Source organism: Bradyrhizobium iriomotense (assembly GCF_030160715.1).
Classification (GTDB): Bacteria; Pseudomonadota; Alphaproteobacteria; order Rhizobiales; family Xanthobacteraceae; genus Bradyrhizobium; species Bradyrhizobium iriomotense.
Genome location: NZ_BSOW01000005.1, coordinates 307,520 through 321,807, shown reverse-complemented (window position 1 = coordinate 321,807; position 14,288 = coordinate 307,520). Strand labels below are relative to the sequence as shown.

The 14,288-nt window shown below is 56.4% G+C and carries 10 protein-coding genes; all 10 read right to left on the bottom strand.

Annotation, left to right across the window (positions count from 1 at the left end):
* Positions 1-27: 27 nt before the first annotated feature.
* On the bottom strand, positions 28-936 hold the full coding sequence (locus QQL28_RS10040) for a hypothetical protein (RefSeq protein WP_284264219.1): 909 nt from the start codon (positions 934-936) through the stop codon (positions 28-30).
* 42 nt (positions 937-978) lie between these two features.
* Positions 979-3,087, bottom strand: coding sequence for a hypothetical protein (locus QQL28_RS10035; protein ID WP_284264217.1), 2,109 nt, complete (start codon positions 3,085-3,087; stop codon positions 979-981).
* Positions 3,088-3,213: 126 nt separating this feature from the next.
* Positions 3,214-3,729 (bottom strand): toll/interleukin-1 receptor domain-containing protein, encoded by a 516-nt coding sequence (locus QQL28_RS46105; protein ID WP_431309586.1) that lies wholly within the window; start codon positions 3,727-3,729, stop codon positions 3,214-3,216.
* Between the two features lie 186 nt (positions 3,730-3,915).
* Positions 3,916-6,378, bottom strand: coding sequence for a patatin-like phospholipase family protein (locus QQL28_RS10030; RefSeq protein WP_284264215.1), 2,463 nt, complete (start codon positions 6,376-6,378; stop codon positions 3,916-3,918).
* Positions 6,379-6,579: 201 nt separating this feature from the next.
* Positions 6,580-8,739, bottom strand: a complete 2,160-nt coding sequence (locus QQL28_RS10025; RefSeq protein WP_284264213.1) for a TIR domain-containing protein — start codon at positions 8,737-8,739, stop codon at positions 6,580-6,582.
* 296 nt (positions 8,740-9,035) lie between these two features.
* Positions 9,036-9,419: a hypothetical protein gene (locus QQL28_RS10020; protein WP_284264211.1), complete on the bottom strand. Its 384-nt coding sequence runs from the start codon at positions 9,417-9,419 to the stop codon at positions 9,036-9,038.
* Positions 9,420-9,641: 222 nt separating this feature from the next.
* The gene (locus tag QQL28_RS10015; RefSeq protein ID WP_284264209.1) at positions 9,642-11,180 is read right to left on the bottom strand and encodes a toll/interleukin-1 receptor domain-containing protein; all 1,539 of its coding nucleotides are present in this window, start codon (positions 11,178-11,180) and stop codon (positions 9,642-9,644) included.
* 643 nt (positions 11,181-11,823) lie between these two features.
* Positions 11,824-12,147, bottom strand: a complete 324-nt coding sequence (locus tag QQL28_RS10010) for an HAD family hydrolase (RefSeq protein ID WP_284264207.1) — start codon at positions 12,145-12,147, stop codon at positions 11,824-11,826.
* A 29-nt stretch (positions 12,148-12,176) separates the two neighbouring features.
* Positions 12,177-12,749 carry a YkgB family protein gene (locus QQL28_RS10005; RefSeq protein ID WP_284264205.1) on the bottom strand — a complete coding sequence of 191 codons (573 nt, stop codon included), beginning with the start codon at positions 12,747-12,749 and terminating at the stop codon, positions 12,177-12,179.
* A 106-nt stretch (positions 12,750-12,855) separates the two neighbouring features.
* Entirely contained in the window at positions 12,856-14,280 is a 1,425-nt protein-coding gene (locus QQL28_RS10000; protein WP_284264203.1) for an FAD-dependent oxidoreductase, read from the bottom strand.
* Positions 14,281-14,288 lie beyond the last annotated feature (8 nt).

The window sequence follows — 14,288 nt, the reverse complement described above, 5'->3', positions numbered from 1 at the left end:
TCTCCCTGCAGATGTCGAGCTTACCCATCAACTCGAGGTCGAATTCGGCCGGGCTCCGATGTTCTTGTCGATAAAGGCAAGGTTAAATTCGTAGACTGTTATGCCATGCGCATCCTTTGATGAGCGACAAGCGTCCAGCGCCTTCGCCGTAAACGCACGGGCGCCGAGCGTATCGTGAGACTTGAACAGATTGAAGCCCATCAATCCCCATATCTTGCCGAGGAAACGGGTGTGGTCGGGATTGCCGGTAGCTTGATGAAGGAGCTCCTGCAGCCGATCGTTGCTAATGTCAAATTGTCCGGAATCGCTCAGTCGTTGCGCGTCGATAAGGCGCCTCATGAACTCCGGGTCATGGCTAGCGATAAGACGTTTGCTGTCGATAAATTCAAGGTTCTTCCGATAGACCTCAATTCCTTCGCTGTCGCCGGAATTAACGCATTCGTCTAGTGCGCGTCGCGTCGATCTGTAGGCATCGTCCAATTCGCCGAGCTCGAGATGTGCTGTAGCAATAGAGGCAAATAGCTTTGCGCGAATCCGCTCGTTCCAGGAACCAGGTGCGCGCGAAAACGACGCCACCAGTTCTGAAAGAACCGAAAGCTCTTCGCGAAATTGCCCAGTCGTATGAAACGCCTCTGCTTGCGACAGACCTAGTTCGAGAGTCCTCCATACCTCTTCATCGCTGCTATCGCCGATTAGCATCTGCATCGCTTCCGGATGGCCCTGCCCCTCGAGAGTTTCGGCGACGGTTAGAAGGCAACGACCCCAGTTCTGCATTGCGATCTCGCTGTCGCGCAGCTCTACGGGCACGTTCTGCCAAGCGGAGAAGTTTGTTATGATGTCCCGAAAGTATGCTGCCGAGAGGCGCTCTAGTTGATCCATGTTTTTGGTGAGAACCGCGCCGAATAGTGCGGTGCGAAGCTGCGTTGGATCGCGCATGTTCCTACCCAATAAGTGCGTAAGCCATTTGAAAAAGCTTGATCACGATCCGTAGCCCGTCACACTTTCGATGACGCCGGGTAGATCCGCGCTGAACACGCCGCCAGCAAAGATGGGCAAATCGGTGGCTTGTCCCTTAGGGGGCTTTACGGCTTTCGCCGGAATTCGTTTCAGATTTTCCTTCTGCTGATCGATCATAAGTACGTACATCTCGTGACCACCAGCGATCGCAGCGCGTACGATACGATTCGTCGTGCCGCATTGTTCGAATCGAGTGGACAAGGACAGCACAATCCAAACGTCAGCGAATATGGGTGCGAACGAAAGACGCGCTTCTGCGAGTGTCCCCACTGGCACGATATCAGTGGCAACCCAAGAAACGGAGGTAACACGCTTCCCGGTCGCTGCCTCGATTTCAGTCTTTCGTCGCGCAACTTCGGCCGCCCAAAGTATTGCCTCACCTTCGCAGCTCGCGATGATCGCTAAATGGCAGTTCGGAGAACGATCAGACGACTCGAAAGATGGATAATCCCGCCAGGAAGGTCGCGAAGCGTTGTCCCAAGATCGAATGGTCGTCGCTCCGGTGAAATCAAGGTCGTACGCTTCGGCGTCTGCTATCCAGTTTTGCATGTCAATCGACCTGCCCCAGACCTCGAATAGCGATGTAACCCCGATAAGCGCAGGATACGGTATCGTCCCGGTGAGTAGCTCAGAGCGATCCACGTGTATCTTGCTAGGGGCAGGAAGAAGGCAAAGCCGATCAAAGATTTTGACGAGGTCAGTCGGCTTTGTGACCTCGAGACCGAGGCGCCGCATGCACTCCTCCGTGCTCTGACTTCGAAAAACTATAGTGTCGAGGAGGCCGCGCCATATCAAATGCACCCGATCCTCCATCAACATTATGAAATGATGTTCATTCGAGCCCCTTGAGGCGGTCGCGCGGTGGGAGCCAGTCAGCAGATGATAATTACCGCCAAATAAGTCGGCGTTCCCTATTTCCAGAGTACACCATGCGCGGGTGAGGTAGTCGAAAGGATCGTCAAGCATCACGACGGTGCATCCGAGAAGCTGGAGACCCACAAGACTCTCAAGAGCGGAATCGATGACATCCGGCCGCTCTAAGGCCGCCTGGGGAATGCAGCTAAAGTCGTACCAAACATAGATGCGTTCAACCAAACTCATCAGCGTTGGACGCGTCGATAGCAAATGAGTGATTTCGGAGAGTGCCGCTTCTGACTTCGCTGCCGCCGTTCCGCCTAGCCGTACGAAATCTGAAAGATCGGCGCACTCCGTTACCAATTGATCTAGCAGCGCTGTCGTCGCATTCGGTCGAAGTAAGTTCACGATCATGCGTTCGGCTAACTCTGATCCGTGAGGTCCTATCGGACGCCCGAGGAGTGTGGAAAAGCGTCTAGGCTCTTTGAGCCCGCGTAGCTTCGCGATCCGGATCGCCTCGACGAGAGTAGCGAATAGCTGGCAGCATAAGAGGCGCGCCTGCAAACCGTCTGGATCCGGGTGATCCGTGGTTCGCCAGCGGTGGGAGACGAAGACATAGAATGCGTCGTTAAGCACTGTCGCGCTGCGCTCAAAGATCGTTGGACCTCCCCGAACAAACCCGGCGCCTTCAAGAATTTCAGGCAGTCTCAACCAAGCGACCTTAGGTAGGTTGGCGGAGATACTTGAGCTTAGGTTCAGACCAGCATCGCGTGCTGTGAAATCTCTCGCTATCGATTCCGGTGGGGCGGACAACGAGTAGATCCAATCTGTTCCGGCCGGATCGTCGGGAATGTAGACGCGCAGAAGGTCGTCACTTGCCAAGAATTCATATCGAAAACGTCCGTCAGGAAGATCGAGCGCACGGTGCGCTAGCAGGCGATGCTGGTCGGGAGTAGCCGAGACGTCATCTTGGTTGCGTTCTAGTGCAATAGCATGCGCTACTTTCGCGCTGGGGACGGTGGCAAAGGGCACCGGCCCGCCCTGGCGATGGGCAGATCCGAAAACAAACGCAATGTTGTCATAATCGTGCGCGCGAGCCCGAGAATATTTCAGGCATCGCGCGGCGTCGCGAAGTATTGGTATATCGCCAGTGATCTCGTGCCCGTCCAGATCGACGTCGGCCATCCAGTCGGGAAGGGAAGAGATCTGCGCCATCCGCTCCTCCTGGCGAAACGCCAAGGATGTTACACGGAGCGAAGGCAACTGTCGATGGAAAGCAAGGCTGGGGGAGGTAGCAACACCAGAAGCGCCGGTCCACCTTTCTTTACCAGATGATGTATGTCAGTCGAGCGCACTATAGGCCCTTGACCAAGCGTCCCTCACTCTTGTGTGGCTCCCAGACCGCAAGATGCCCGGCGTCGGAAATATCCAAGTTTCGATATAGGTCCAAATATTCGTTGCCGTATACCGTTCCGTTCTCGATAGTTTGCGCGACCCAGATTTCGCTTTCGTTCTTGCAGCCGTCTGCGAACCAATCTCCCACGGACACCATCGCGATCTGACTGAATTCGGGGTCGCAAGGAATAAGAAGTAATTTGAAGCACGAATTGCATCCCGGAGCCTTCGAGCTGTCTCGCGGTCTGGTCTCTCCGGGAGAGCCGTATCTTCATAGTCGACGTACACTTGCCATTCGGAATCTTGCAAGAGCTTCACAAGACCCCGCGCAAGATCGTTGTCCTTAGTGCTGTGACAGAAGAAGGCCGTGCGCTCTTTCTGCGCTCTGGCTTCGCGTAGGGACTTTCTCACTGGCGCCGGTGCAAGAGCCGCTTGCCGAAGAGTTCTCAAGGGAATGGGCATGTTGATGACCAGGTCTAATAAGCCGCGATTACGTAAGTGTCCAAGAGGGGTGCATTTCGATCGACCGACGAGGTAGGGTGTGACGTCGCATTTCGTAGGTTGTCCCGCGTGCTGCAGGGCGACTAAGCTCTTTGATGAGCAAGCGCGGCTGAAAGATCGGCCAAGTTGCCGATCTCGATGTCGTGATTAGCGTCTCGATGGTTCCAGCATGTTGGCTGCTAGGTGTTCAAACCACTCCCTGACGTCGGGGGGTGTAGGTCTGGGAGGCACCAGCGCTGGCGCGAACGTGCCTTCTGCCACATGAACGCCGAGTTGTCGGTAAGCTTCGAACTGTTCCTCATCGTAGAACTGATCGATTGTCGATTGATGTGGAAAGTCTGGATGAACCAAACGATAACGCTTCAGTAGCTCGGCTTCATCTCCCGTCAGGGAGAGCTTCAGGTAAAGCAACAAGCCCATGCCAGCAGGCATATCCTTGCTGCGCTCGGGGTATCTTATCCGGAAGAGCTGTGCGTGTGTCTTGCTGTACCTGGATTTGGGATCAGGCCGCATTTCATCGAGGTGAGGTTCGATGCGAATGCCCAGGTCGATCTGCGCGTGCCTTACGAGGGTCAGCTGGCCGTGAAACGTGCTCTCGGGATCAGCCTCACCGTCGACGCACACAATGAACTTGCAGCGGCGACGCAAAAGCTCGTACAGCCCCATGTTTTCGATGTGGCCGCCATCGGAAACATTTAGCCAAGCCTGCTTCTCAGACATCATCCACCCGGTCATTTCCTTAAGAATGCAGGAAAATCCCGGCGGCGTTACTGGGGACGGCTTTCGGGGATTTGCGATCCAGAAGCCAAGGCGGATGTTCAGAAGGGTCATGAGCGCTGAAAGCGAGGGCATGGATCCCAGGCCCATCTGCGGCGAAGCGGCTGCACCGGAAATGGCCATCGCCGTGGCAAGGTCCATTGGGCTACCCGTCGCATGCCAACACGGCGATCGCTTGTATTTGACCGCCGTGGATCCCACCCAATGCTTCGAAAACAAGAAGAAGTCTCCCTTTCTGTCACGAAGCACGAGTTCTTGGCTTGAGGGTAAGTTTACGGTTGCATTGATTAAGTGGTAGGGGGCGCGCTGGTTGGGATTGATGTCCGACAGCGCCAGCTCTGTCGTTCCGGGAGGCCAGATGAAAGTCTGCGCGAGCTGGTCCCGGTAAAGCTTGTGCGGCCCCGTGAGATTCACGTCGAGGATAAAGAACGAAAACAAGCCGGCGGCTGCAGTGACGGCGCAAAGCACGAGAAACCCATTAGTATAGTGCAGCAGATTCCACCATGGCACATTCGTGTCCATATCCTGACAGGCCAGGTGCCGCAGGGCGTAAAAACATAAGAGCGCAAGAACCGGAACGATAATAGCCGCAGCATACAGTGTGGCCGTGAAGAGCCCGCGTCGATAGGCTTCAGCGCGGAAGACAGGCAGAAAGCGGATCGCGACTGGCGCGGCCACAATAGAAAAAGTGGTGGCAAGCGCGACTGGTATTGCGTAGGGCATCGATTCGAATTTCGCAAATGCCAGTTCGGAAACCGTTACCGCAACAAGACACAGTGCGATTGCGCTGATCAGGGCAATCGCCATCCTCGGCCATTTGGCCAAGCCAAACTTGAGCGACAGGCCGTAAATTGCGATGGCAACAATAGTGAGGCCACCGAACGCCAGGCTTGCGTTGGCCCAAAATGCGAACTGGAGGGACAGGAGAGAGGCTAATATCGCGAGGCCGGAGAGTAACGCGAGAGGAGCCGACCAATTTAAGATGAGGCCGGCAATTGTACCGACGACCATCGTCCATCGGCTCTTCAGGTCAACAATGCTCAGATACTTCGCGTTTTGCCTCACGTGCCGCACGGGATTGGTGTCCGGACCGTACGGATTAGCGAGTTGGTCGAAGTCCTGGCCGCTCCCTATCAAGGAACTCATAAACGCGCCGGTGTAACCTCCGCCGGACACGGTCGAAAGATAGTCGACATGCTTCATTAATCCTCGCTGGGCGAGCACTTGAATCACACCCAGGCAGAATGTTGCCGAGCGAATGCCGCCGCCGGAAAGAGCGAGGCCGACGGCATCCACGCCTGTGTTCGGTGGCAGTGCACGAGCGTTCCGGCGTGCTGCGATCTCCTTGGCTTCATCGTCAAAGATCAACTGTGCGATGGCGGAGTTTGCTTCTACGCCGAATTTCAGAGGTTCAAAGCATTGTTCGATCTCTTTGCGGGAGACAGCGGGCGGCGTTTCGGCGTCGGGCGTCATCGCGCCATATGCCATGACCTGCAATTCTTCCGCGAAAATCACCAAGCGTTCTCGGATCCGATCGAGCTCGTACCTAAACTCGTTGGCTCCATCCCGCGAGTCCAACAGCCCCGCGGCTTGTGCGCGATGCCATTTGGCGGTGAATGGCCGAAGATCGACGTTCAGCATGCTTGTCGCGACTTGCGCGAACTTCGAACACCCGGGATGATCTTTCATCGCTTTCCGGGCATGGTCGAATATATCCCGCAAGCTTTTGAGAGCACTAGCCTCTAGTCCATGCTGGTAGGGTAGGCGCTGGGTGGAAATGCGGGTACGCAATTCAGAAAGCAAATCGTGTGCGGCGAGTTGGTCTGGCGTCACAAAATCCCCCTGGTGCTGAAAATAGGCTCGACGGCTGGCCCGTCACAATGCCAAAGATAGCCGATTCCCGCGTTCTTTGATCGAGTGTCTTTGGCGCGACACTACCTAAGCGGGTTCAACGAGGACAAGGGGCAATGGTTCAACCGATGGATACTGGTCAGAATTGTCCGCCTCGACATCCCATGGGCTTAAGGGCCCCTTTTACGGGGCAAGCTTGTTGCGCAAGCCGCTGAGAATGAGCGCGACAATCCGTTGTGGATCGTCCGAGCTGACGAGCTCGGAATTCTCGTCCTCGGAAAGACCATTGTTGAGGACGGCCGAGAGGCCAACTGTCCCCCTTTCCTTCAATTCGATCGCCAGATCCTCGGGCGTTTGAACCTTGTGGCCGCGACGTCCGTATTCGTGGCGTAGCTCATCCGAGCCGGGGAGAGCAGACAGCCAAGCGCTGGTGAGCTCTTCGCGCGGTTCTCCGCGCAGCGCGTCGATCAGCAGCCGTGCAGCGCCCCCAAAAAGGCCGAGCAAGTAGAGAGGCTCACCAGCTCGAAGAGCGATGATGCCTTCTTCCAAAACACCTGGCCAAAGGCCTTGATAGCCCTTGAGCCGGCCGCCCATTGCAATCCGAGCGGAAGTCCCTCCCTGCATGCAGGCTCGCATGTAGGTCAATGATCGTGCCCAAGCGTAGCGCCGAGCCGGTGTGTCGGGCGGCACGAAACCATTTGAGTTCGCGTTCAGCTCTTGTGCCGTGACGTCGAGGCCTGGTGGCGCCGGCAGGTCCTTGAGCGTGGCTTCCTGGCCGTAGTTACGCAATTCGGCATCGCCAAACCTGCAATGGATCGGCCAGGCGACCCAATTCTCTATTGGAACGGGCGGCTTGCCAGCGACGCCGCTGAGCAGAAGCGAATGACTGCGAACCATCGCCAGCAGCCGTTCCACATAGTTGATATCGTCGCCCGCGATCGCTCCCTGTTGCAAGGCGTCGAGGCCTAGCACGCCACCGTATGCGACGCGAAGGCCGGCAATCAGCAAATACAGCACCAAGTCGTCGGCAAACGTCGCCAAGTGTTCGGGGCTCCCACCATAGAGGTCCGTATCCGGCGCGGTGGACAGTGAGACGGCAACTGTTTGAATGCCTGCTGGGCGCTTCCAGCGGGCCAGTTCACTGAGCGGTGTCGTTAGATCTATTTTGGCTGCGCCGGTCGGCTGCAAGCGGTCCAATTCCTCGCGGCCGAGTGGCGGGTCGGGATACCATACTCGTGTCGTACTCGTGGGTAGATGGGCAAAGGTAAGCGCTTCAGGTGGCGTACCAAGCGCTACTTCATTTTTGGCAATCGAGCGGAGTAGACGGCGGTGTTCATGCTGATAGCGGAGCGCTTCCAGCAACGCCGCTTCGATCACGAATGCGGCGTCTTCCGCCTCCCATTTTTTCTTCCGTTCAATCCAAGCTGCATCCATGCTTTCGGCAGCTGCAATCGCGGCACGCCACCGCAGAGTCACCGCGTTGCCGAGATAGGGAAACAACCGAATGACCCGTGCCTCGATCGCATCCACGAGCACCAGCGGTCGAGCGGCAAGCTTGGCCTCGAGCAACTCGCGACGGCACCATTCTCGACTTGACCAATTGTCGGTCAGGACAGCGACCAGCGCACTCGAACTAAGAACGCCCTTCTGGATCTCATCTGGAAAGCGGCCGCCTGGCGGAATGTCTGCGCTATCGAACCAGCCCTGGACGGGCAATTGGGCCAACGTAGCTAGTATCGCCTTGACGGGTCCCTCAGCTATCGCCGCTGGATCCGCTGGCAAATCCCTTTTGGAGTGACTTATGAATAGCCGGATTGGTATATCGGGTAGCTCATCGGCAGGTCTTCCGCCAGCTTGAGGCAGATCCTGCAGAGCCCGCAAGGCACGAACTGCGATATGCAGAACAAGGTGTCGTTCTCTTTCGTCCCCCTGACGTACGTCGAGCCGCACGAAACTTATGTAGTCCAAGGTCGGCGCGAGCTGCAGTGCGCCACTATCGAGTGCTACCGGCAAAACTCGGTGGGGGCTTGCGCCTGGCGGCGAATGCTGCCCAAGAAGGTTGGTGACCAACTGCGCCCATTTGTCGGCGACAACCCGATCGCTGTCGCGTGCGCGACGGGCCATTCTCTCGTCGACTAGTATCACGATGATCTCACGCTCTGCAGCGAGGTCAATCGTCGGAGGCGGACCTCCGTCTACTTGCCGCGGGCCGTATCGCACGGGAATGCGCGGTCCGTCGCCCATCGGGCGGGCTGAAAATGTCCGATAGAGTTGGCCCGCGATCAGTCGCGCCTCTTCCGACTCCCAATGAAACAACACTTGGATGCGAAGCGTCGTGATCATCCCAGCCTCGCGTAGTTGGAACCTGGATTCGATGCGCCAGCACCCGCGCCATGCCATGATATCACATGGGAACGGCAGTCAACAGTCCCAGCGTGGTAATGCTCAGATGGGCATTCGCTATGTGAGGCAGTCCACACGTGTTAAGGGCGTGTACTCATAAACCGGCCCTAACCATGTAAGGCAAGGCAATGTCACTTTGCCCTCGAAATCGAACATCGGCGTAGAATCCGATATGAACCAACACCGGAGGTCGGCTGTTTCTCAGAATCAATCCCGCTAACACTTTAGCATTCGAACTATGAAATTTTGCTCAAACGCCAGATGACCGTCGATAGCCCACCAAGCAGGAATGCGGTTAGAAACAGAGCGGATGTGCCAATGAACGCCCTATCGAGTCCGCTCTCGATTTTCTTTGTAAGTGCGTCGATTAACTTAGTTCCGATAACTCCTCCCACCAGCGCTGTGGAAAGTGCCCCCAAATCCGTAAGTTTCTGGGGTAAATCAGGGAATGGAATAGCAAGAAGTCCCGCGGTCCAGCCCGAGAGACCGCCGCCAAGAACAAAAACAATGTTAAACCACGCTTTCCCTTTTTCGCCATCCTCTATCTTGAAGGCAGCGACCAGAAGTGCAATGAACACTACTACCGCAAGGCCATACCCTATCATGACGCCAGTAGTCATAGCTCCCTCCAAAGATATTGGTCCTGCTGGTCACGGGTCACGGCCTTGCCCTAAATTAACTTCTGCCAAGGTAGCGATCGAGAAAATCTAGTAGTCACTGCCACCGCGGTCGATCCAGTTTCTTGCCAGTATCATTCGCTATGGATTCAAGAGGTGACATTCCAGGATCGTCGCCGCATGTCCACTTCACCCATCGAAGACGGACACTCCCGGATACACGTCCTAGAGGGCAAAGAACTCTGTCAATCTGGCCAAGGCGAGACTGCCAACATCTACGTTGATCTTGCCGGCGACGGTCGTAAACCTATCCAGAACGGTCATCCAATCCCCTATCGCCGCAGCAAACGTAGCGTCTTCAGGATTGGCGGCAAGCACCCTGTTTGCTGACGCGAACAATTCTGAGCGAACCTGCTGCCATTGCAGCTTTGCCTTCTTTGCGGCCTCGGGATCTGCTTGCGCGCCCCATAGGACACTTTTCGCTGCAAAACTATCTAGCTTTAGCTGCTCGGCCTCATCCTCAATCAAGACGATTTCGCGCTGGGTCTGTATGACCATGTCTCGCAATTTATCGTTCTCGCTCTCGTTCTTAAACGCCCTCACGGAAAGTTCGCTCTTCGGCTCAAGGAAAATCGAGCGATACCGGGCCGCCACGTTCAAGTACGCGAGTGCGATGGTTGTCTCCTCAGATCCGTACTCCTTGCGCTTGAGCTTTTCGATGAAGTACATGTGCACGATCTTGCGACCGTTGTAGTAGTCGAAATGTGTGGTTACCAGAACTCGGTATAGTTCGCCGTCACCTGGCGCTCTTACGAGTTGGTCGTTGTCGATCGCCTTGACATTATCGATTGCAGAATCAAAAACGCGTTCCATCGCCCTCATGATGGCAGGCGCGTCTTCCTTGGCAGCGTTAGTTAACTCGGTCGCAAATTGCTGCCATTCGATCTCGTTCTCGCGATTTGGGAGTTTGAAGAGCGAGAATGCCTTGCCGTGCTCAACGAGGCGAGCTTCGGGCGGGATGCCCGGCTTAGTGAGAGACCCGCCTTCGATCTGAAATTCGATGAGCTTTTGTTCGATTGATCGCTTGGCGATGCGCGCGCCAAGACTATCGTACATCGCCGATAGGATTAGCGGAACGATTGTCTTATCGATCGTCTCGTCCCGATGCTTTTGCTTCTTCTCCGCGTCCTTCTCATTCATCGCTCGCTGTCTTGAGCGGCCTTCGGCGCCCCTGGCCACGTCTCGCAAAAATTCAGAAAGAGGGTCATCCTCATCTTCCTGCTTCGTGACAAGGCTCGCGACGTACTCGTCTTTGGGACGACTGAGGTCGTTAGAACTAAGCCGGAGGGAGATGCCCTTTACGTCTGTTAATGTCGGGGGCAATTCATCAAAGTAAATGGGGACAATGCGACGCCCCGTCTTTCCTGTGCGCTTGCGCTCGTCATCCATGAGCGCCTGAAAAAAGCCGACCTCGACGCCGTTCCAGGATACGTTTTTTCTAGTGGTGCCCGTGAAGAAAACGACCAGATAGTCAGAAAGCCTGAGGTCTTCTTTGATCTGCTCGCTTATATACCCGCCTGGAGGAATCGATGAACGGTCACGGAAGACGCGCAGATTGCCATCAACCTCGCGTTCCAGAAAATCGAAGGCGCGCTGAAACACCGTTACGATCTCGTCATCCTCGTGGGCATAACTAAGGAATATTCGGATCGGTGAGTCCTCCATGAGGGAGGCGTGCGCGACTGAGGCTTCAACTAAGGACATCTTGCCCTCGCAAAATTCTGGGGCCAAGTGGCCGGCAGCGACTAATGATTTGGTCAGTAACGTTTTTGGCTAAAACCTTGATCTTCGATCCTAGATCAATAGGGCGCCGATGTACAGGCGAAGGTTGTGGTCGGCAGATTTCCATTTGCCAGTCTCCGCCTGCTTTCGCGAGATTAGACGTTGTCCGTGGCGCGTCTCATCGCGATCTCTGTGCTCTAGGGGGCCCGCCAGGACGGTCGAATCCAGTAAAGCCAGCGGCCACATGGTCATTCGCGCACTTACTCATGGCGCGATGGTTCAGGTCGACGTGGCTCATTCGTTTCATGTCATTGAAAAGGGGCGTCGACTCCGTTCCGTCTGCCCATCGAATGGCGACCCCAAATTAGCTCACGCTCGCGATGACGCCCAGTTGAGGAGCTTCATCGTCGTTCCAACAGACGTAGTCTCCGGGCTTCAGCCCCTTTGCATGTTCGCCCGTCATGGCGATTTGCCTTCGAATGGTCGGCGGCGGTCAGGCTCTAGCCTGTACCAGGCGCAACAATATGTCCCGTTTTTGGAATAAAAGAAAGATATTGACCGAAAAGCGCAACTAATATTTCTTTTGGAACGTGAAGACATGTCCGGGCGCTTCGTCCATTGCTGATTAGAGGAGATTGGCGATGCGGCCAGTAGGGTAGCGCCTCCTCCCGGTGGCGGCCGCGACGATGGGGAAGGGCTGCCGCTCGAGGCCGGCGAAGTCGGTGTTCTCAAGCGAGTTTAGGGCACGCAGGAGGAGAGCATGGCCACTGACGGTGAACGGTACATAACAGCCGGCGACAGTGAGCGCCGCCGAATACATGATGAAGTTGGCAACCCAAAGCCGCATGTCCCGCGCGTCGCCGAAGATGCGCTCGAAGGTCGGCTCCATGGTGCGAAGGTCGAGTAGTGTTTCATTGACGTCAAAGACGATCAGCGGAAGATCGGACATGGTCAGAATCCAATATTGCGGTGGCCTGGTTAGATCGACTTTACCTCACCGGCGTCGATGCGGATTTGCGCGCCGGCGTGCGGCTCTGCGTGACCGGATGACCACTCATTCTCCTGCGCCGCACGTGTCACATCTTGCTTGAGCAGATAGAACGACGCAGCGAGAAACAGAACGTCCTTCATGAGGAATCCGATCGGCAGGGTCATGATCGGAAATCCGCCCGCCTCTTGGGCCCAGCCGCCGGGCAGAAACGGAATGATGCTCGTGGTGCCGATGAAGGTGACGATCGACCCAATCGCGCCCAGGATGCCAAGCCGCGGGCTCCAATAACCAAGGAAGATGAGACAGCCGAGGATCATTTCGGTCGTCCCGAGGAAGTAGCCCGCGCCCCGAACGCCGAAGGCTGGGAGCAGCCAGAAGACGACGGGGCTATGGCCGATCAGGGGCACCAGCATCTCAGAGGTGTACTGGGTCCATTTCTGGATGCTGAAGGCGAAGAACGTAAAGACCATCGCAGCACGAATTAGATGACGGTCCAGATCGCTCCGGAACGGAATGGTCATCGAAGCATAACGAACAAGCTGGCGCTCCTGATTCATCATGTCGTTCCTCAACAGCGGCTACGGACCTGATTTTTCCCGATCCTCATCAGCCCACCGTTCTCATCGAACCGCCGCGGATCGTAGCGATGATGCTGATTGGACATCACTAAGCTGCTGCCTTCGAGCTGGCCTGTTGCACCTCGCGAGGGGGGACGACCGAAAATAATGCACCAAGCCCTTCAGCCATTGTTGGGTGCGCAAGAGCTGCGCCAGCCAGGCTCGAATACGGAAGGTCCGCCAACATTGCCATTTGCACCGCCGCCATCACTTCGCCCGCAGCAGCGCCAATCATCGTAAAACCGAGGATGCGGTCGTCGCCGTCGCCGACAAGTGCCTTCATGAAGCCCTGTGTCTGATCGGTCGCCTGCGCTCCGAGTACAGAGTCCATTGGCAGCTTTGCGACGCGTGTAATGATGCCCTGGCGTTCCGCTTCCCCTTCGCTCACCCCTATATGGGCAAGAGGTGGATCGGTGAACATGCAATACGGAACCAGCCGGCCGCGCGTGCGGCGATTTGCTCCCGCCAGGTTGTCGCGTACGATTCGAAAGTCGCTTTCGGATATGTGAGTGAATTGCGGGCTGCCCGCACATTCCCCCACCGCCCATACATCCGGCGCACTCGTTTCCAGCCGATCGTTGACGCGAATGAAACCGCGCGCGTCGAGTTCGACGCCCGCCTTATCCAGGCCAATTCCGGCTGTATTGGGAATGCGTCCTGCCGCCACCAGGATATCGCTGCCATCGATTTGCTGCTCTCCCGAGAGGGTGCGCACCACGACAGAAGCTTTATCTCCGGATCGCCCGCTTACCCGAAGCAGCTCGGCTGCGACAAGAACTCGAATACCTTCGCTGCTCAGAATGCGCCATATCTCCTGCGAGACATCGATATCCTCGCGAGCCAGGAGTTGAGGACCGGATTCGATAATCGTTACATCGCTGCCAAAGCGACGGTAAGCTTGTGCTAGTTCCAGACCCGAATAGCCCCCGCCGATCACGATCAGGTGTCGCGGCAAATAGTCGAGCTCCAGAATTTCCACATGCGTGAGTGGCTGGGCCGCTTGCAGGCCAGGAACGTGTGGAATTGCCGCATGCGTTCCTACGTTAAGGAAAACCTTGTCGGCCGCCACCTCACGCGTGCCTCCGTCGTTCAAATTCACTTCAAGGGTTTTCGTCGCAACGAAACGTCCGCTGCCCATGATCAGCTCGGCGCCGCTCGCCTGGTAAATCTGCAGATGCTTCGCAACCTGGCGTTCGACCATCGCGCGCTTGCGCCGACGAACCGTCGCCATCTCGACTTTGACGGAATCGGCCAAGGTGCCGTATTCGCCTGCCTGACGCTCAACATGCGCGACTTTTGCGCTCGAGATCTCATTCTTGGTCGGCATGCAAGCAATGTTGGGACAGGAGCCGCCGATCCATCGCCGCTCGACCACGGCGGTTTTGTACCCTGATCGGGCCAAGTGCCAAGCCAGAAGCTTGCCGCCGGTTCCGCTGCCAAGGATGAGGGCATCCAACTGCTCTAGGTGAGCCATGTACTTCT

What these genes read in the sequence shown, in the direction of transcription:
- QQL28_RS10040 (WP_284264219.1), bottom strand. Translation starts at nt 936, where the DNA reads ATGCGCGATCCAACGCAGCTTCGCACCGCACTATTCGGCGCGGTTCTC.
- QQL28_RS10035 (WP_284264217.1), bottom strand. Translation starts at nt 3,087, where the DNA reads ATGGCGCAGATCTCTTCCCTTCCCGACTGGATGGCCGACGTCGATCTG.
- QQL28_RS46105 (WP_431309586.1), bottom strand. Translation starts at nt 3,729, where the DNA reads ATGCCCATTCCCTTGAGAACTCTTCGGCAAGCGGCTCTTGCACCGGCG.
- QQL28_RS10025 (WP_284264213.1), bottom strand. Translation starts at nt 8,739, where the DNA reads ATGATCACGACGCTTCGCATCCAAGTGTTGTTTCATTGGGAGTCGGAA.
- QQL28_RS10020 (WP_284264211.1), bottom strand. Translation starts at nt 9,419, where the DNA reads ATGACTACTGGCGTCATGATAGGGTATGGCCTTGCGGTAGTAGTGTTC.
- QQL28_RS10015 (WP_284264209.1), bottom strand. Translation starts at nt 11,180, where the DNA reads ATGTCCTTAGTTGAAGCCTCAGTCGCGCACGCCTCCCTCATGGAGGAC.
- QQL28_RS10010 (WP_284264207.1), bottom strand. Translation starts at nt 12,147, where the DNA reads ATGTCCGATCTTCCGCTGATCGTCTTTGACGTCAATGAAACACTACTC.
- QQL28_RS10005 (WP_284264205.1), bottom strand. Translation starts at nt 12,749, where the DNA reads ATGATGAATCAGGAGCGCCAGCTTGTTCGTTATGCTTCGATGACCATT.
- QQL28_RS10000 (WP_284264203.1), bottom strand. Translation starts at nt 14,280, where the DNA reads ATGGCTCACCTAGAGCAGTTGGATGCCCTCATCCTTGGCAGCGGAACC.